The 17,543-nt window shown below is 69.9% G+C and carries 13 protein-coding genes and 2 tRNA genes; 5 read left to right on the forward strand and 10 right to left on the reverse strand.

Annotated elements, in window-relative coordinates:
* Positions 1–31: 31 nt before the first annotated feature.
* The gene (locus ACIO3R_RS22900; RefSeq protein ID WP_385035809.1) at positions 32–559 is read right to left on the reverse strand and encodes a peptidylprolyl isomerase; all 528 of its coding nucleotides are present in this window, start codon (positions 557–559) and stop codon (positions 32–34) included.
* A 384-nt stretch (positions 560–943) separates the two neighbouring features.
* Between ACIO3R_RS22900 and ACIO3R_RS22905 the strand changes: the two genes are divergently transcribed.
* Together ACIO3R_RS22905 and ACIO3R_RS22910 are read left to right on the forward strand one after the other, a co-directional pair.
* Positions 944–1,660 (forward strand): DUF5324 family protein, encoded by a 717-nt coding sequence (locus ACIO3R_RS22905; RefSeq protein ID WP_385035808.1) that lies wholly within the window; start codon positions 944–946, stop codon positions 1,658–1,660.
* Between the two features lie 249 nt (positions 1,661–1,909).
* A complete protein-coding gene (locus tag ACIO3R_RS22910) occupies positions 1,910–2,965 on the forward strand; it encodes an aldo/keto reductase (RefSeq protein ID WP_402108231.1) in 1,056 nt (351 codons plus the stop codon).
* 39 nt (positions 2,966–3,004) lie between these two features.
* On the opposite strand, the gene ACIO3R_RS22915 is transcribed toward ACIO3R_RS22910, so the two are convergent.
* The 3 genes from ACIO3R_RS22915 to ACIO3R_RS22925 all read right to left on the reverse strand — a co-directional run bounded on the left by ACIO3R_RS22915 (position 3,005) and on the right by ACIO3R_RS22925 (position 6,325).
* Entirely contained in the window at positions 3,005–4,957 is a 1,953-nt protein-coding gene (locus ACIO3R_RS22915) for a BTAD domain-containing putative transcriptional regulator (protein ID WP_402108234.1), read from the reverse strand.
* A 204-nt stretch (positions 4,958–5,161) separates the two neighbouring features.
* A complete protein-coding gene (locus ACIO3R_RS22920; protein WP_385035805.1) occupies positions 5,162–6,040 on the reverse strand; it encodes an alpha/beta fold hydrolase in 879 nt (292 codons plus the stop codon).
* A 212-nt stretch (positions 6,041–6,252) separates the two neighbouring features.
* Positions 6,253–6,325, reverse strand: a tRNA-Ala gene (locus ACIO3R_RS22925).
* A gap of 169 nt (positions 6,326–6,494) precedes the next feature.
* Between ACIO3R_RS22925 and ACIO3R_RS22930 the strand changes: the two genes are divergently transcribed.
* Both ACIO3R_RS22930 and ACIO3R_RS22935 read left to right on the forward strand, forming a co-directional pair.
* Positions 6,495–7,043, forward strand: a complete 549-nt coding sequence (locus tag ACIO3R_RS22930) for a helix-turn-helix transcriptional regulator (protein WP_363022810.1) — start codon at positions 6,495–6,497, stop codon at positions 7,041–7,043.
* A gap of 91 nt (positions 7,044–7,134) precedes the next feature.
* Positions 7,135–8,553 (forward strand): serine/threonine protein kinase, encoded by a 1,419-nt coding sequence (locus tag ACIO3R_RS22935; protein WP_385035804.1) that lies wholly within the window; start codon positions 7,135–7,137, stop codon positions 8,551–8,553.
* A gap of 34 nt (positions 8,554–8,587) precedes the next feature.
* Here the strand turns inward: ACIO3R_RS22935 and ACIO3R_RS22940 are convergent, their stop codons facing one another.
* A complete protein-coding gene (locus ACIO3R_RS22940; RefSeq protein ID WP_402108238.1) occupies positions 8,588–9,952 on the reverse strand; it encodes a hypothetical protein in 1,365 nt (454 codons plus the stop codon).
* A gap of 487 nt (positions 9,953–10,439) precedes the next feature.
* Positions 10,440–10,574 carry a DLW-39 family protein gene (locus tag ACIO3R_RS22945; RefSeq protein ID WP_003958712.1) on the reverse strand — a complete coding sequence of 45 codons (135 nt, stop codon included), beginning with the start codon at positions 10,572–10,574 and terminating at the stop codon, positions 10,440–10,442.
* Between the two features lie 343 nt (positions 10,575–10,917).
* Here ACIO3R_RS22945 and ACIO3R_RS22950 point away from each other — a divergent pair, with 343 nt between their 5' ends.
* Entirely contained in the window at positions 10,918–11,289 is a 372-nt protein-coding gene (locus ACIO3R_RS22950) for a DUF6344 domain-containing protein (protein WP_385035802.1), read from the forward strand.
* 393 nt (positions 11,290–11,682) lie between these two features.
* On the opposite strand, the gene ACIO3R_RS22955 is transcribed toward ACIO3R_RS22950, so the two are convergent.
* From ACIO3R_RS22955 to gyrB, 4 genes are all read right to left on the reverse strand, one after another.
* Positions 11,683–11,756, reverse strand: a tRNA-Ile gene (locus ACIO3R_RS22955).
* Between the two features lie 70 nt (positions 11,757–11,826).
* Positions 11,827–12,432, reverse strand: coding sequence for a DUF3566 domain-containing protein (locus ACIO3R_RS22960; RefSeq protein ID WP_363022817.1), 606 nt, complete (start codon positions 12,430–12,432; stop codon positions 11,827–11,829).
* Positions 12,433–12,525: 93 nt separating this feature from the next.
* Complete coding sequence (gene gyrA, locus ACIO3R_RS22965) at positions 12,526–15,177, reverse strand: DNA gyrase subunit A (RefSeq protein ID WP_385035801.1); 2,652 nt, start codon at positions 15,175–15,177, stop codon at positions 12,526–12,528.
* 64 nt (positions 15,178–15,241) lie between these two features.
* Positions 15,242–17,329 (reverse strand): DNA topoisomerase (ATP-hydrolyzing) subunit B, encoded by a 2,088-nt coding sequence (gyrB, locus tag ACIO3R_RS22970; RefSeq protein WP_385035800.1) that lies wholly within the window; start codon positions 17,327–17,329, stop codon positions 15,242–15,244.
* Positions 17,330–17,543: the final 214 nt, after the last annotated feature.

The following is a 17,543-nucleotide window of genomic DNA, read 5'->3' on the forward strand; positions in this document are numbered from 1 at the left end:
CGGAGAGTGAGCGGCCGGCGACGTTCGGCGATCAGCGGGTCTCGACGGCGACCGACTCGATGACCACGTCCTGCACCGGACGGTCGGTGCGCGCGTTGGTCTGCGCGGCCGCGATCGTGTCGATGACCTTCTGGCTCGCCGGGTCCACCACCTCACCGAAGATGGTGTGCTTGCCGGTCAGCCAGGCGGTCGGGGACACCGTCAGGAAGAACTGCGAGCCGTTGGTCCCCGGGCCGGCGTTGGCCATGGCCAGCAGGTACGGCTTGGTGAAGGCGAGGTCGGGGTGGAACTCGTCACCGAACTCGTATCCCGGGCCGCCCGTGCCGTTGCCCAGCGGGTCGCCGCCCTGGATCATGAAGCCGCTGATGACGCGGTGGAAGACGGTGCCGTCGTACAGCCGGTCCTTGGACTTCTTCCCGGTAGCGGGGTGGATCCACTCGCGCTCACCGGTGGCGAGCTCGACGAAGTTCTTGACCGTCTTGGGCGCGTGGTTCGGCAGGAGCCGGACCTCGATGTCACCCTGATTGGTCTTCAAGGTGGCGTAAAGCTGCTCGGCCACGATCTGCCTTCCGTAAGTCTGCTCTGACGTCCACCGATCCTCGCACGGACCACGCCCCGCGCCGTCCGGCCCGCCCGCGCCGCACGGGCCTCTCACCCCTCGCCACCCGCCTCGCCCGCCACCTCCCCGGCGCCCGCCCCGGGCGGGCGCTGCCGCTTACGGCGGAAAGGAATGCGGCCAAGTGCGTGACGAACCGGCGCGTGCCGGGCCGAACCGTGGCATTGTCGTCGACAGGCTCCCCTTGCACCTCATTGCCCGAGGGTGTCCCTCATGACCTGAATGACCCGGATGCCCGCCCCAGATGCCGCACAAGCCCCGTGTAGGCATGATCTCGAACTGGGTGGATAGGCGGAGTACCAACCCGCCACCAAGGAGGAGGATCCCGTGACCCGCATCGACAGCGTGCGTGCCGCCACCGACTCGGCGAGGGACAGCGTGCAGCACGCCGCGGAAGTGGTGGCCCCCTACGCCGACACGGCCAGGGAACAGGCCGCTCACTATGCGCAGGAAGCCCGTACGCTGCTCGCGCCGAAGGTTTCGAAGGCAGCTCAGCAAGCCCGCGTCCAGTACGGCGCGCACCTCGCACCACGTATTGAACTGGCCCTTACGCATGTGCCCCCCAAGGTCGACGAGGCCGCGCAGCGCGCCGCGCTCCGCACCCGTCAGGCCGCCCGGAGCGCTGCGGACTACACCGTCCCCCGCGTCGAGCACGCGATGGCCGCCGCCCAGCCGGTCGCCGAGCAGGCCACCGCGCGCAGCACCGCCGCGCTGGCCGCTCTGCGCGGGCAGGTCACGGCGAAGGAGATCAGGAAGCTGACCCGGAAGCACGAGCGGCGGGCCACGGCCGGCCGGGCGTTCAAGGGGCTGGCCGTGGCCGGCCTCGTGGCGGGCGGCGCCTATGTCGTCTGGCGCTGGTGGGACAGGCAGGCCAACCCCGACTGGCTGGTCGAGCCGCCCGCCCCCACCGAGGTGGACGACCGTGCCCCGCTGACCTCGGTCGACGGGAGCGGCTCGACGGTCCTCGATCCCGACGTCCAGGCCAAGCAGGCCGACGCGGAGGCGGACGGACCGGACGGCACGGACCCGGACGACCGCTCCTGAACGGCGGCTGAGCACCGGCACGACAGACGGGCGCCGGAAGACCTCGGGTCTTCCGGCGCCCGTCGACGTGTGACGCCGTCGTGCTACATATCGGCTCAGAGCGGCTTCGCCGGTACGACGCCCCGTGGGAAACCCCTCCCGCACGGGGCGACTTCCTTGCCATAGAGCCCACTCCAGCTCCTAGAGTGCGCCGCACCACGGTCCACCCCGTGACGCCGTGCACAGCCTGACCAGCGAGGGGGCACCACCATGCGATACCGCACGCTCGGCCGCACCGGCATCGACGTGAGCACGTACTGCCTGGGCACGATGATGTTCGGCGCGGTCGGCAACCCCGACCACGAGCAGAGCGCGCGGATCATCCACGCCGCGATGGACGCGGGCGTCAACTTCATCGACACGGCGGACATGTACTCGGCCGGTGAGTCCGAGGTGATCGTCGGGAAGGCGCTGCGCGCATCGGGCCGACGGGACGAGGCCGTACTCGCGACGAAGGTCCACTTCCAGATGGGCGAGGGCCTGAACCGGAGCGGCAACTCACGCCGCTGGATCACCCAGGCGGTGGAGGCGAGCCTGCGGCGGCTCGACACCGACTGGATCGACCTCTACCAGGTGCACCGGCCGGATCACACCACGGACATCGAGGAGACGCTCGGAGTACTCGGCGACCTCGTACGAGCGGGCAAGATCAGGGCGTTCGGCTCGTCGACCTTCCCGGCGGAGGAGATCGCCGACGCCCAGCACGTGGCCGAGCGGCGCGGCCTCCAGCGCTTCCGCACCGAGCAGCCCCCGTACTCGCTCCTCGCGCGCGGCGTGGAGACCTCCGTGCTGCCGACGGCCCTGCGCCACGGCATGGGGGTGCTGACGTGGAGTCCGCTCGCCTCCGGCTTCCTGAGCGGCCGGTACCGATCAGGACGAGCCGTCGATCTCACCTCGGGGCGGGCGCGGCTGAACCCCGCCCGCTTCGATCCTTCTATCCCCGAGAACATCACCAAGCTGGAGGCCGCCGACAGGCTCGCCGAACTGGCCGCGGACATCGGCTGCACCCTGCCGGAGCTGGCGGTGGCCTTCCCGCTCGCCCATCCGGCCGTCACCTCGGTCATCGTCGGCCCCCGCACGGCAGAACAGTGGGAGGCTCTGCGGAAGGGCTCCTCGGTCGTCCTCGACGACTCGGCCCTCGACCGCATCGACGAGATCGTCCCGCCCGGTACGAACCTGTACCAGCCGGACGGCGCCTGGAAGTCCCCCGCGCTGACCGACACCCGTCTGCGCCGACGGCCCAGGGAGGAGCGCCCGGCAGCGTGACGCGCGGAACCATCCGAACTCATCCGGACACCGTCGCACTCAGTGGTGCCCCTCGACGCAGGCTTCGGCCTCGATGAGGTAGCGCCTCACGGGGCCGAGGGTGAGCATGCCGCCGGCGGCGCCCGCGTGTTCGTCCCGCGCGTCACGCAGCACCGTTGCCGCGCGCGCGGCGATCCCGGGTTCGTCCAGGCCGGCCGCGGCATGGGCAGTGAGGCACCAGAGGGCTTCCTGCATATGGTCGCCGGGCGGTTCGCGCACCGCGGTGAGGGCGGTACGGGCTTCCTCGACCCGGTCCTGTGCCAGCAGGACCAATGGCGTCACCCAGGGCAGGTACGGCCCCCAGTCGAGGTGGGGGCCGATGGGTGCGGGCCGGTCGTGGAGCAGACGCAGGCCGAGCAGGGCGAGCGGGAGCAGGCCGCGGTGCAGGCCCGGCATTCCGGCCGCGGCGAGGTCGTTGTCGGCGGCGCGGTAGGCCGCGGCGGCCGTCGCGGCGGTGGGGCCGCCGGGTTCTGCGCTGCGGGCGGCGACGGCCCGAGCCCTGAACCATGCGGTGAGGACGGGGACGAGCGGGGATTCGTGCGCGGCGGCGAGCAGTTCCGCGGCCTCGGCGTGCTCGGCTGCCGTCCTGAGTTCGCCGAGCGCCGAAGCGGACTGCATGCGTACGAGATGGCCCAGGATCTCGAAGGCCGGCAGCGCATGCCGACTGGAAAGCGTGACGAGTTCAGCGCCGATGCCGTCGCGCTGTGCGGCAAGACCCGGGCGCGTGAAGGACTGCATGAATACGCCGTTGAGGGCGAAGGCCAGCAGAGCGGGATCCTCCAGGTCTCGTGCCAGGGCTTCGGCGGCGGAGGCGGCGGTGCGCGCGGTTTCGACGGCGGCGCCGGTGAGATCGGCGCCGCGGCTCTCGTTGGCGACGGTGGCCAGGAGGCGGGCGCGCAGGTCGGCGGGGCCGTCGGGGCCGAGCCGGCGGAGTGTGCGTTCGGCCGCAGCGACGACGGCACGTGACTGGGCGGAGTCGTCGGCGCGGCTCCAGATGGAGGGGACGTCGTAGGTGCCGATGACGCGGGCGGTCAGCGTGATGTCTCCCGTGCGTTCGGCGGCCGCGATGGCGGCCAGCCGGTCGCGGCGCGAGCCGATGAGCGCGTCGCCTCCGGCCAGGGCGAGGGTGCGGGCCAGCTCCACGGTCGTGCGCGGGCCCAGCCGGGGCCGCGCGACGGGTGAGTGGTCCGGGTCCTGCCGGCCGGGCGGTTCGAGGTCGGAGGACCTGTTGAGGATGTCGGTTTCCAGGCGCCGCATCTGCGGGCTGGGGTCCAGCCCGAGCTGTTCCACGAGCATGCTGCGGGCGCGGCGGAGGGTGTCCAGCGCCTCGGCCTGCCGTCCGTCGCGGTAGAGCGCGCGGGCCAGCAGTCCCCAGGCCGGCTCGCGCCACGGATGTTCGGCGACATGTCCGCCCAGTTCGGCGACCAGGCCGGCGCCTTCCCCGGACGTGAGAACAGCGTCCGCCCTCAGTTCCACGCCCTGCAGCCGCAGTTCCTCGAGTCGGGTGCGTTCCTGCTGGACCCAGGCGGAGTCGGGGAGGTCGGCGTAGGCCGGTCCTCGCCACAGGGCGAGCGCCTCGCCCAGATCCACCGCCTTCCCGGGAGAACGGCGGGCCGCGGCCAGGGCGTCCTGGAAGCGGTGGACATCCACCGCCGCGCGCGGCAGCCGCAGCAGGTACCCGGTCCCCTGCGTGACCAGGACCCGCGGCGGTGTGCGCGGCGGCCGGTCCGGTTCGATGGCCCGGCGCAGTGCGGCGACAAAGGTGCGCAGGGCACCCACGGCGCCGGCCGGCGGATCGGTCCACAGGTCGTCGATCATGCTCTCGGTGGTGACCATGCGCCCCTCGGCCGCGACGAGGCGGCCCAGAACCTCACGGTGGCGCGGTCCGCCCAGGCTGATCGGCCGGCCGTCGTCGTGCCATGCCTGTACCGCGCCGAGCACATCGATCCGCATGCCGCTGCTCTTCCCTTCCGGGGCACGAAACGTCAGTCGCCCTGTGCTCAGTGACGAAGCCGAGCGAGTGCTGCCTCCACCCAGGTCAACGTAGCCGAGCCGTCGCTCACTCAGGCTCCCCCGCCGGGCGGGCGGTCAGGGCGTGGCCTTCGAGGAAGGATCGCCGAGGGAGGGGCAGCGAGGCGGCCCGGTACGCCGGCCGCGTCAGCGGGCCAGCAGGTCCCGGATCGCTGCCGCGATCTCGCCCGGGGTCTCCTCGGCCATGAAGTGCCCCGCCTGCGTCAGGCGGTGGTCGAGGTCGGGTGCCCACGCCCGCCACACCTCGGCGGCGTCGTAGCCGAGCTGCGAGCCCCAGTCCTGCTGGATCACGGTGACAGGCATCGCGAACTGCGAGCCGGCGTCGAAGTCGGCCTGGTCCTGGGCCACATCGATGCCTGCAGAGGCGCGGTAGTCGGCGACGATCGAGTCCACCGCCCCCGCACTCGCCCGCAGGTACTCGGCGCGCACATCGCCCGGAATCGCCGCCGGGTCCTTGGCCCAGGCGTCGAGGAACGAGCCGAAGAACGCGTCCGCGCTGTTGGCGATCATCGTCTCCGGCAGGCCCGCGGGCTGCGCCATCAGGAACAGGTGGTAGCCCACCGCCGCGGAGACGCCCCGCAGCACGTTCCACATGTCCAGCGTCGGCACGACGTCGAGGATGCCCAGGTGCGTGATGGTCTCCGGGTGGTCCAGGCCCGCCCGGAAAGCGACCAGGGCACCGCGGTCGTGGCCGACCAGGGCGAACTGCTCGTGGCCCAGCCGGGAAGCGACCGAGACGATGTCGGCGGCCATGGTGCGCTTGGAATAGACGTCTTCGCCGGTGGCCCGCGGCTTGTCGCTCGCCCCGTATCCGCGCAGGTCAGGAACGATCACCAGGTGCTCGGTGGCCAGCTCCTGGGCGACGTGCCGCCACATCAGATGGGTCTCGGGAAAGCCGTGGAGCAGGACGACCGGGCTGCCGCTGCCGCCCACCGCGACGTTCAGCTCGACATCGTCCGCGCCCGGCAGCCGGGTGTACTCGAAGCCAGGGATCTCAAGTGTCATGACAGGTCCTTCTCGTTCTTGCTTCGCCGCCGATCCGGTGACCGGCAAGAACCAAGGTGCACGCCACGGATCAGCAGCCGATCAGCGCCGCTGAACGGGCTGACAGCGCTGCGTCGGGGGCGAGGACCAGCCACCCAGCGGCGGACAGGCAACCGGGCACGAAAAATGCCCCCTGAATCTGCGTTTTTGCAGATCAGAGGGCATTTAAGGTGTGGAGCCTAGGAGATTCGAACTCCTGACATCTGCCTTGCAAAGGCAGCGCTCTACCAACTGAGCTAAGGCCCCGTGAAGCGGGCAGCGCCGGACGCACCGGCATCGTGGTCACCGCCGCGGACCAGAGTACCCGGTGATCCCCTCAATCCTCCAAAAGACAGGGGCTCCCGGTCGACGACCACGCTCCGTAAGATGCTCGTCGGGGTTCGCAGCAGCGAAGCCTCGGCGAAGGGGAGACGCTATGGATGCGGCACAGCAAGAGGCAACGGCCAGAGCCAGGGAACTTCAGCGCAGTTGGTACGGAGAACCGCTGGGGGCGCTCTTCCGTCGGCTGATCGATGATCTGGGGCTGAACCAGGCCCGGCTGGCGGCAGCACTCGGGCTGTCCGCTCCCATGCTCTCCCAGCTCATGAGCGGTCAGCGGGCGAAGATCGGCAATCCGGCAGTGGTCCAGCGAGTCCAGGCGCTCCAGGAACTGGCCAGTCAGGTCGCGGACGGCAGTGTCAGCGCGGGAGAGGCCACCGACCGGATGGAAGAGATCAAGAAGTCCCAGGGCGGCTCCGTGCTCACCGGCACCAGCCAGACGTCGTCGACCAGCGGCGCTCCCACCGTGCGCCGTGTGGTCCGCGAGATCCAGTCGCTGCTGCGGTCCGTCGCGGCCGCCGGTGACATCATCGATGCCGCGGACTCCCTCGCCCCGACGCACCCGGAACTGGCAGAGTTCCTCAAGGTGTACGGGGCAGGACGCACCGCGGACGCGGTGGCGCACTACGAGGGACACCAGAGCTGACCGGGCCGGGGCCCCGCACCCCGGCCACCGCAGTATCCGGGCACGGGCACACGCACCGGCCGAGGCAGGAACGGGGAGCGAGCGCAGCGCAATGGGTGAGGTCTTCGCCGGTCGGTACGAGCTGATCGATCCGATCGGACGCGGTGGGGTCGGAGCTGTCTGGCGTGCCTGGGACCATCGGCGCCGCCGTTATGTGGCGGCCAAGGTTCTCCAGCAGAGCGACGCGCACACGCTGCTGCGCTTCGTCCGGGAACAGGCGCTGCGGATCGAGCATCCGCATGTGCTCGCTCCGGCCAGTTGGGCCGCGGACGACGACAAGGTCCTGTTCACCATGGACCTCGTCAGCGGTGGTTCGCTGGCCCACGTCATCGGTGACTACGGGCCGCTGCCCCCTCGGTTCGTCTGCACGCTGCTCGACCAGTTGCTGTCCGGTCTGTCGACGGTGCATGCCGAGGGGGTCGTGCACCGGGACATCAAACCCGCCAACATCCTTATGGAGGCCACCGGAACCGGCCGGCCGCATCTGCGGCTGTCGGACTTCGGTATCTCCATGCGCAAGGGTGAGCCGCGCCTCACCGAGACGAACTACGTGGTGGGGACGCCGGGTTACTTCGCGCCCGAGCAGATGATGGGTGCGGAGCCGGACTTCCCCGCGGACCTCTTCGCGGTCGGCCTCGTCGCCCTGTATCTGCTCCAGGGGCAGAAGCCCGACTCGCAGGCGCTCGTCGAGCACTTCACCACGTACGGCACACCCAGCGCTCCGCAGGGCATCCCCGAGCCTCTCTGGCAGGTGCTCGCGGGGCTGCTGCAACCGGACCCGCAGGCCCGCTTCCGTACGGCCACGGGAGCGCGCAAGGCGCTGACGGCCGCGGCCGAGATGCTGCCGGAGCCCGGGGCCGAGGACGAGCCGGTGGAGGTCTTCGACCAGATCGGCCCGCTGCCCGCCGGCTTCGGCCCCGAAGGGCCGGTACCCGCCCCGCGGCCCGGCGGCCCGGTCGCCCCGCACGGTCAGGCGCGGGCCGCGCAGGAACCCGGGCAGCAGGCGGGCCGGCACGCCGCACCGCAGCCGTCCGGACAGCCCCCGGCCCCGATGTCGGAGACGGGCAGCTTCCACCTCCAGCCGCCCCCGCAGCAGACCGGCTCCGCGCCCCTGGCGGCGCAGCCCGGCACCCCCGCCACGGACCATCCGGCGCATACGGCGGCCCCCTTCCCCGCCGCCGCACCGGACCTGTCGCAGGCCCCCACGGCGGCGGTGCGGCACGACCAAGCTCTCACTCGTCCGTACACCGCTCAGCGGGCGCAGGTTCCCGCTCCCGGACCGGCGTACTCCGGGGCCGGTGCCCCGCAGCCCTTCGCCGCGGCACCGTCGCCCCAGGTCATGCCGCCTTCGCCCACCCCGGCACCCGCTCCGCGGAAGCGGCCGGGACCGTCCACGAAGGTGGCGGTCCCGGTGCTGCTGGTGGCGCTGATCTGCTTCGCCGTGGGCATCTGGGCCCTGACCCAGGCCTGAGTCAGGGCCTCCGGCGGACGCGGGCCCTGTCCGGCTACCAGGCCTGCGGCGGCCCTCCGTACGGATGCTGCTGCCCGCCGTCGGCCGCGCCGGCCGGTGCCGCGGCCGCGGACTGCCCGCGCCGTGCGAGCAGCGTCCACCCGCCCAGTCCGAGCACCAGGACGGCGCCCGCGCCGATGCCGGCGGCACCGAGCAGCTTCATGCTGCTGCTCTTGCTCTCGGCGGCCTGCGGGCCGCTCTGGCCGCTCCTCGCCATGTCCTTGTCGCCCTGGGTGACACCGAAGATCCCGGCGTCGCCCGCGTACGGCTTCTCCCGGGCCGTCCCCTCGACCTTGACCGAGAGGGTCAGCGGGAACGGCTCGGAACCGTAGGGCTTGGCGACCTCCGGACTCAGCGTCACGGACAGGTAGTACCAGCCGGCGAACCGCATCGCGCTGACGCTGCTGCGGGAGGCGAACCTGTTCTGGTAAGCCACCGGAGGCACCGGGTCCAGGGACATGGAGGCCGGCTTGCCCGAGTAGGACATGGGGGACGCGTTGTCGACGCGGCCGTGCGCCGGATTGTCCAGGGACATCGCGAGCGCGCCGCTGACGTAGTCGTTCTCGTCCGGAACGGTGCTGTTGCCGAGGCCGGCGGTGGCGAAGATCTGCTGGCCCCAGTCCACCGGAATCCGGTAGAAGAGGGTCTGTCCGGGCACGACCTCGTCCCTCCACTCGCCGGTTTCCAGGCTCGTCGCGTCGTAGTAACCGCTGCCGCCGTGCCTGCGGTTGTCCTTGACCGGGGTGGGCGGCTCCGGCGAGGCGGACGGCCAGTTCTCCGGCGCCTCGGTCGGCGTCGACCCGCCCTTCGCGAGCTGCGGCTCCGACGCGTACCGGATTTCCAGCTCCCAGTCCCCGCGCCCCGAGGTGTCCTCGCTCTCCCGCTCGATCAGGACGTTGTACCTACCGGCGCCCTGGCAACCGCTGCTGCCCTTGTTCACGTTGCGATAGGCGTACGCGGCGATGGGGCGCGGGTACTCCGCGGACTCGAAGTGGGCGTTCTCCGAGCTGCACCGAAGGTCGGAGTTGTCCCTGATGCTGATCGCGATGCCGTCCCCGTAGGCGACCTTGCCGCCGTCCTTGGGCACGACGACGGCCGAGACGTACGCGTTGGTCGTCGCCTCCAGGTTCAGCCGGTAGTAGAGCTTCTGGCCGAACTTGATCGAACTCCGGTAGACCGAACCGGCCGTGAGCTCCGTCGCGTCGGTGCTGACCACGGCGCCGCTGACCGCCTCGGCCTTCGGATCGAACCTGTACGCAGCGGGCCCACCGGCCCCGTACGCCTGCCCCGGCAGCGCCGCCACCGCGCACATCGCCGCGACCGCGGCCAGCGTCGCCCGGCCCCTGCTGCGCTGCCTCATCACGCGCTTCCCCTCGTCGTCCGTGCGGCTGCCCCGCGGCGGCTGCGTACACATACGAACACGGCGGCCGGCACAGCCATGACGGCCGCCCCGGCGGCGGCCGCGATGCCGGTCCATCCTGCCCCTCCGGCACCATCGCTGTCTGCGGACGCCATCGAATCGCCCTTCTTGCCGGCGTCCTCGGGCCGGCGCTTCCGCCGGATCCGGTCGCGCCGGACGCGGCGGGAGCCTCCCCGGGCGCCGCCACGGCCGGCAGGGCGCCTGCCACCAGGGGGAACAGCGCCCCGCCGATCCGTGTCCGCGCCCGCGCCGTACGGCGGTGGTCGCGTGCCCTCACCCGTGCCCCCGACCGAAATTCCCCACCTTTTTGCTCAAGCAACCTATTGATTTGCGTAGGTGAACTCACGAGCACAGGCGTCACGGTCCCGCAACAGCACGAAGCCCCGGCCGCTCAGGCGACCGGGGCTCGCAAACAGGCTGTTCTGTCTCACACACCCGAACCTGCGGGCACGGAGTCAGTCGCCTCCGTCCACAGATCCTGCTCGGCGCGATCCGCCTGGATCTGGCGGTACACGAGGAGCCCGCCGATGGCGGCCAGTGCGACCAGGAGAAGCTTCTTCACCGCGCGACCTCGTCTTTCCTTGGCGTAGGGGACTTCTGCCGCCCGACTATACACACCGGCCGATATCGACCGGTGACCTCCCCGCAACCCAACTGGGGCCTACGGAAAAGCGATCGTCGGAGGAACGGGCCGCTCCCCTCACCGGCCCGGCACGACCCCTGCCATCACCCCGTCACCGTCCCGGAGAGGGCCCGGAGCCGACCGATCGGGGCCGGTTGCACCATACGAGTGGTGTTCATCTGAACATCGGCACATCGGCGGCGTCGGTCCGTGAAATCGCGGGCCGAATCCACATCATCAGGAAGGTAAGCAAAACGGACCACCCGAAAGTGAGTGAGGGGCCATGAGCACCTACAGGGCCAAGAACATCTGGACCGCCTTCATCACCGCGTTCTTCGCACTTCTCGCCGCACTGGGCCTCGCAGGCTCCACCGCGTCGGCCACGGAAGCCACGGTCACGGAGCCGGCGGCCACGACCCACGAGCACACGGGTGCGACCGCGGCAACCGCGACCACCCCGTCGGTCCGATGGACCCTTCCGCGTGACCGGGCCCTGCCGCCCACGATGAAGCAGCGCATCCGCGCCGAGGCGCACGGCTCCTCACCCTCCACCCGCCATCTGTCCGCTGACACGGCGGACACCACGAGCACCACAAGCACCGCCCGCGCCTCGCACGGCGCCCCGGCGGGCGACGCCTCCCTCCTGCCGCCCTGAGAGCGGCGCACCTGACACCCAGAGCCCCCGGGCCGGTTCACACCGGACGGGGGCTTTCCCGTGCGCCCGCCACACCCTCTCCTCCGGGCCGCTCCTCTGGGCCGCTCCTCTGGCCCGTACCGCTGCGCACTGCCCTCTGCGCCGCGACGTGCCGCCGCAACGCGCGCACAGCGGCGCTCCGGTACGCGCGGCCCCTGCACCGGAGTTCCGGAAGCGGAGAACCGGAAGCGAGTCCGGGAAGCAGGTGGGCTCCGGCACCGGCTCAAGGAAAGAGAAGAAGAGACGGGAGTTCACGGAACTCCCGTCCAACAGCACACCCCGCCCAACACCGCACCCCGCACACGCAGAAGGCCCGGTCTCTCCGAAGAGAGACCGGGCCTTCTGTTGTCACTGTGGGGCTAACAGGATTTGAACCTGTGGCCTCATCCTTATCAGGGATGCGCTCTAACCAACTGAGCTATAGCCCCGCCGCGCTGTGCGCTGACTTCTGAAGATTAGCGCACGTCGTGGCCAGTCCCAAAATCGATACCCGCGTCGCTACTCGTCCTCGGCCAGCGTGAGCTCGACACCGCCCACGAAGCCGGCCGACAAGTTGTAGATGAAGGCGCCCAGAGTCGCCAGCGCGGTCGCCAGGACCACGTCGATCACCGCGATGACCGACGTGAAGATGAGGACCCTCGGCAGCGACAGGAACGACTGCAGATCGAAGCCGCTGCCCTCGGTCGAACCGGTTGCCTCGCTGATCGTGCCGCCCACGGTGTTGAAGACGCCCATCGCGTCCATCACCATCCACAGGACCGCCGACGCCACCACCGTGCAGATGCCGAGCGCGATGGACAGCAGGAAGCTGACCTTCATCACCGACCACGGATCCGCCTTGGCCACCCGCAGGCGCGCCTTACGGGTACGCGGAGTGGTCCGCGCCCCCGTCCGCGGTTTGCGGGACGCCTGTGCCGCGCTCACGCCCGGCACACCGCCCTGCTGCCCCTGCGGCCGGCCACCCTGTGTCCCGCCCGGGGGCGAGGGGTAGGCCTGCGGCGGGTGGTACGGCCCCGCCTGGCCCGGTGCGGGCTCGCGCTCGCCGGGCAACGGCCCGGCCGCGTAGCCCTCGTACTGGGGTTGAGGACCCCGGGTATCCGTCACAGTGCCCCCTTGGGAGTCCGTGGCAGGGCCACGGGCACCATTCGCGCCGGCTCCGGAAGCGGCCGAACCGGCGCCCGTGGCTCCACTCACGCTCTACTCCTCGTGCTCCCCGGTCGAGGACGTCGTGCCCTCGACCGTGCTCTCACCAGCTGCGTCGGCCGTGGTGGCCTCCGCTGTCACTGCCTCGGCCGTCTCGTCCTCGGCGTCGACGAGACCGTCGACCTCTTCGGCCTCGCGACCTGCCTCGGCGTTACGAGCGATCCCCACAACGGCATCGCGCTTGCCCAGATTGATCAGTTGGACGCCCATGGTGTCACGGCCCGTCTCCCTGACTTCATTGACTCGCGTACGAATCACACCGCCGCCGAGCGTGATGGCAAGGATCTCATCCGTAGCCTCGACCACCAGCGCACCGACCAGTGAGCCCCGGTCCTCCACGATCTTGGCGGCCTTGATGCCCAGGCCGCCGCGACCCTGAACGCGGTACTCGTCGACAGGGGTCCGCTTCGCGTACCCGCCGTCAGTGGCAGTGAACACGAAAGTACCGGGCCTGACGACATTCATCGAGAGGAGTTCGTCTCCCTCGCGGAAACTCATGCCCTTGACGCCCGAAGTGGCGCGGCCCATCGGACGCAGCGCATCGTCCGTCGCAGTGAACCTGATCGACTGGGCCTTCTTGCTGATGAGCAGCAGATCGTCCTCGGACGACACCAGCTCCGCACCGATCAGCTCGTCGTCAGAGCCGTCCGCCGTCTCGCGCAGGTTGATGGCGATGACGCCACCGGAGCGCGGTGAGTCGTAGTCCTTCAGCGCGGTCTTCTTCACGAGACCGCCCTTCGTGGCCAGAATCAGGTAGGGCGCGGCGTCGTAGTCGCGGATCGCCAGGATCTGCGCGATCTGCTCGTCCGGCTGGAAGGCCAGCAGGTTGGCGACGTGCTGACCGCGGGCGTCACGGCCGGCGTCCGGCAGCTCGTACGCCTTCGCCCGGTAGACGCGGCCCTTGTTGGTGAAGAACAGCAGCCAGTGGTGCGTCGTCGACACGAAGAAGTGGTCGACGATGTCGTCTTCCTTGAGCTTCGTGCCGCGCACGCCCTTGCCGCCGCGCTTCTGCGAGCGGTAGTCGTCCGTCTTCGTGCGCTTCACGTAGCCGCCGCGGGAGATCGTGACGACGATGTCCTCCTCGGCGATCAGGTCCTCGATGGACATGTCACCGTCGAAGGGCACCAGCTTGGAGCGCCGGTCGTCGCCGAACTTGTCGACGATCGCCGCCAGCTCCTCGCTGACGATCTGCCGCTGCCGCTCGGGCGACACCAGGATCGCGTTGTACTCGTTGATCTTCGCCTGGAGCTCGTCGTGCTCGGCGGTGATCTTCTGGTGCTCCAGCGCGGCCAGCCGGCGCAGCTGCATCTCCAGGATCGCGTTCGCCTGGATCTCGTCGATCTCCAGCAGGCCCATCAGGCCCTCACGCGCGATCTCCACGGTGTTGCTGCGCCGGATGAGGGCGATGACCTCATCGATGGCGTCCAGGGCCTTGAGCAGGCCGCGCAGGATGTGCGCCCGCTCCTCGGCCTTGCGCAGCCGGAACTTCGTACGCCGGACGATGACCTCGATCTGGTGCGTCACCCAGTGGCGGATGAACGCGTCGATCGACAGGGTGCGCGGCACCCCGTCCACCAGCGCCAGCATGTTGGCGCCGAAGTTGGTCTGCAGATCGGTGTGCTTGTACAGGTTGTTCAGTACGACCTTGGCGACCGCGTCCCGCTTGAGGACGACGACCAGGCGCTGGCCCGTACGCGACGAGGTCTCGTCACGGACGTCCGCGATCCCGCCGACCTTGCCGTCCTTCACCAGGTCGGCGATCTTCTGCGCGAGGTTGTCGGGGTTGGTCTGGTACGGGAGTTCCGTGACCACCAGGCACTGGCGGTTCTGGATCTCCTCGACCGCCACGACCGCGCGCATCGTGATCGAGCCACGGCCCGTGCGGTACGCCTCCTCGATGCCCTTGCGGCCCACGACGAGCGCGCCGGTCGGGAAGTCCGGCCCCTTGATGCGTTCGAGCAGGGCGTCCAGGAGGTCCTCCTGCGAGGCCTCCGGGTGCTCCAGGTACCACTGCGCACCGGACGCGACCTCGCGCAGGTTGTGCGGCGGGATGTTGGTCGCCATACCGACCGCGATCCCCGCGGAACCGTTGACCAGCAGGTTCGGGAAGCGCGCCGGCAGAACCGTCGGCTCCTGGTTGCGGCCGTCGTAGTTGTCCTGGAAGTCGACGGTCTCCTCGTCGATGTCCCGGACCATCTCCATGGACAGCGGCATCATCTTGCACTCGGTGTACCGCATGGCGGCGGCCGGGTCGTTGCCCGGGGAACCGAAGTTGCCGTTGGAGTCCACCAGCGGCATGCGCATCGACCAGTGCTGCGCCAGGCGCACCAGGGCGTCGTAGATCGAGGAGTCGCCGTGCGGGTGGTACGTGCCCATGACGTCACCGACGACACGGGCGCACTTGTAGAAGCCCTTCTCGGGCCGGTAGCCGCCGTCGTACATCGCGTACAGCACCCGGCGGTGGACGGGCTTCAGGCCGTCCCGCACGTCGGGCAGCGCACGCGAGACGATGACGGACATCGCGTAGTCGAGGTAGGAGCGCTGCATCTCCGTCTCGAGCCCGACGGGCTCGACACGCATGCCCACGCCCTCGACGGGCGGAACCTCTTCTGGCGTCACGGGGGCAGGGGTGTTCTCGTCGGCCATTGCTGGTCAAAGTCCTTTCGCGCTGCGGCTTGGAGGGCCGGACCCTCTTCCTTGTACGGCCGACTCAGATGTCGAGGAAGCGGACGTCCTTGGCGTTGCGCTGGATGAACGAGCGCCGTGCCTCGACGTCCTCACCCATCAGCACCGAGAACAGGTCGTCGGCCTGAGCCGCGTCGTCGAGCGTGACCTGGCCGAGCACGCGGTGGTCGACGTCCATCGTGGTGATGCGCAGTTCCTCGGCGTTCATCTCGCCGAGGCCCTTGAAGCGCTGGATCGAGTCGTCCTTGATCCGCTTGCCGTTCTGCTTGCCGAGGGCGACCAGGGCGTCGCGCTCGCGGTCCGAGTACGCGTACTCGAAGTCGTCCCGGCCCCACTTGATCTTGAAGAGCGGCGGACGCGACAGGTAGATGTGCCCGTGCTCGACCAGCGGTCGCATGAAGCGGAAGAGGAAGGTGAGCAGCAGGGTGTTGATGTGCTGGCCGTCGACGTCGGCGTCCGCCATCAGAATGATCTTGTGATAGCGGAGCTTCTCGATGTCGAAGTCCTCGTGGACCCCGGTGCCGAAGGCCGAGATCAGCGCCTGGACCTCGGTGTTCTGCAGGATCTTGTCGATCCGGGCCTTCTCGACGTTCAGGATCTTGCCGCGGATCGGCAGGATGGCCTGGTACATCGGGTTGCGGCCGGACTTCGCCGAACCACCGGCGGAGTCACCCTCGACGATGAAGATCTCGCACTTCGTCGGGTCGTTGGACTGGCAGTCGCTCAGCTTGCCCGGCAGCGAGGCGCTCTCCAGGAGCCCCTTGCGACGGGTCAGGTCACGCGCCTTGCGGGCCGCCACGCGGGCGGTCGAGGCGGCGATGCCCTTGCGGATGATGTCGGCGGCCTCGTTGGGGTTCCGGTCGAACCAGTCCGTCAGCTGCTCGTGGACGACCTTCTGCACGAAGGTCTTGGCCTCCGTGTTGCCCAGCTTGGTCTTCGTCTGGCCCTCGAACTGCGGCTCGCCCAGCTTCACCGAGATGATCGCCGTCAGGCCCTCGCGGACGTCCTCACCGGTGAGGTTGTCGTCCTTCTCGCGCAGCAGCTTCTTCTCGCGCGCGTACCGGTTGACCAGCGAGGTCAGCGCCGCACGGAAGCCCTCCTCGTGCGTACCGCCCTCATGCGTGTGGATCGCGTTGGCGAAGGAGTAGACCCCCTCGCTGTACTGCGTGTTCCACTGCATGGCGATCTCGGCCGAGAGGAGACGGTCCTTGTCCTCGGCCTCGATGTCGATCACCGACTGGTGGATGACATCGCCCTTGCGGGAGTTCAGGTACTTCACGAAATCGACGATGCCGTTTTCGTAGTGGTACGTGACCGTCCGGGCCGGCTCCTCCTCGGGAACCTCGACGGCCTCCGCGCTGTCCGCGCCGGCCGTCGCCTTCGCCGACTCCCGCTCGTCGGTGAGCTTGAGGGTGAGGCCCTTGTTGAGGAAGGCCATCTCCTGGAAACGCCGCGAGAGGGTCTCGAAGGAGTACTCGGTCGTCTCGAAGATGTCCCCGTCGGCCCAGAAGGTGACCGACGTGCCCGTCTCGTCGGTGGCCTCGTTACGGGCCAGCGGTGCGGTCGGGACGCCGAACTTGTAGTCCTGGGTCCAGTGGTATCCGTCCGTCTTGACCTCGACGGCCACCCGGGTGGACAGGGCGTTGACGACGGACACACCGACGCCGTGCAGACCGCCGGAGACCGCGTAGCCGCCGCCCCCGAACTTGCCGCCGGCGTGCAGCACGGTGAGGACGACCTCGACGGCCGGCTTGCCCTCGGACGGCACGATGCCGACCGGGATACCGCGGCCGTTGTCGATCACACGTACCCCGCCGTCGGCGAGGATCGTGACGTCGATGGTGTCCGCGTGCCCGGCCATGGCCTCGTCGACCGAGTTGTCGACAACCTCTTGCACGAGGTGGTGGAGACCGCGCTCACCGGTCGAGCCGATGTACATGCCGGGTCGCTTGCGGACCGCGTCCAGACCCTCGAGCACGGTGATCGCGCTGGCGTCGTACGAGGCTGTCACCTCGCCCGGGGCGGGAGCAGCGCCGCTCTCACCGGGGGTGGACGGAATGTTCTCGTTGGGGTTGCCGGAATCGGCCACGAAGCGCCCTTTCTGGCACAGCACAGGCCGTTCTCCGGGCAGGCGGGAGCGGCTGCGTCGTTCGGCTTGTATCGACGAATCCCGCAAGGACGCGGGATTGTCCACCAGTCTACCGGTAGCGCCGACCCGAATGGGGGTTTGCCGGTACCTGAGTCCGCATGTGCCGCCCTGAATGAGCGCCTGACGACTCCCCATATTCGGGAAGGGGCCTCAAGAGGCTCACACGGGCGTTGAGCGC

Origin of the sequence: Streptomyces sp. NPDC087428 (assembly GCF_044744085.1) — a bacterium.
Classification (GTDB): domain Bacteria; phylum Actinomycetota; class Actinomycetes; order Streptomycetales; family Streptomycetaceae; genus Streptomyces.

Excerpts from the sequence above, each read along its gene's own strand:
- gyrA (WP_385035801.1), bottom strand. The coding sequence starts at position 15,177 with ATGGCCGACGAGAACACCCCTGCCCCCGTGACGCCAGAAGAGGTTCCG.
- ACIO3R_RS22935 (WP_385035804.1), top strand. The coding sequence starts at position 7,135 with ATGGGTGAGGTCTTCGCCGGTCGGTACGAGCTGATCGATCCGATCGGA.
- ACIO3R_RS22950 (WP_385035802.1), top strand. The coding sequence starts at position 10,918 with ATGAGCACCTACAGGGCCAAGAACATCTGGACCGCCTTCATCACCGCG.
- ACIO3R_RS22940 (WP_402108238.1), bottom strand. The coding sequence starts at position 9,952 with ATGAGGCAGCGCAGCAGGGGCCGGGCGACGCTGGCCGCGGTCGCGGCG.
- ACIO3R_RS22930 (WP_363022810.1), top strand. The coding sequence starts at position 6,495 with ATGGATGCGGCACAGCAAGAGGCAACGGCCAGAGCCAGGGAACTTCAG.
- ACIO3R_RS22915 (WP_402108234.1), bottom strand. The coding sequence starts at position 4,957 with ATGCGGATCGATGTGCTCGGCGCGGTACAGGCATGGCACGACGACGGC.
- ACIO3R_RS22920 (WP_385035805.1), bottom strand. The coding sequence starts at position 6,040 with ATGACACTTGAGATCCCTGGCTTCGAGTACACCCGGCTGCCGGGCGCG.
- ACIO3R_RS22910 (WP_402108231.1), top strand. The coding sequence starts at position 1,910 with ATGCGATACCGCACGCTCGGCCGCACCGGCATCGACGTGAGCACGTAC.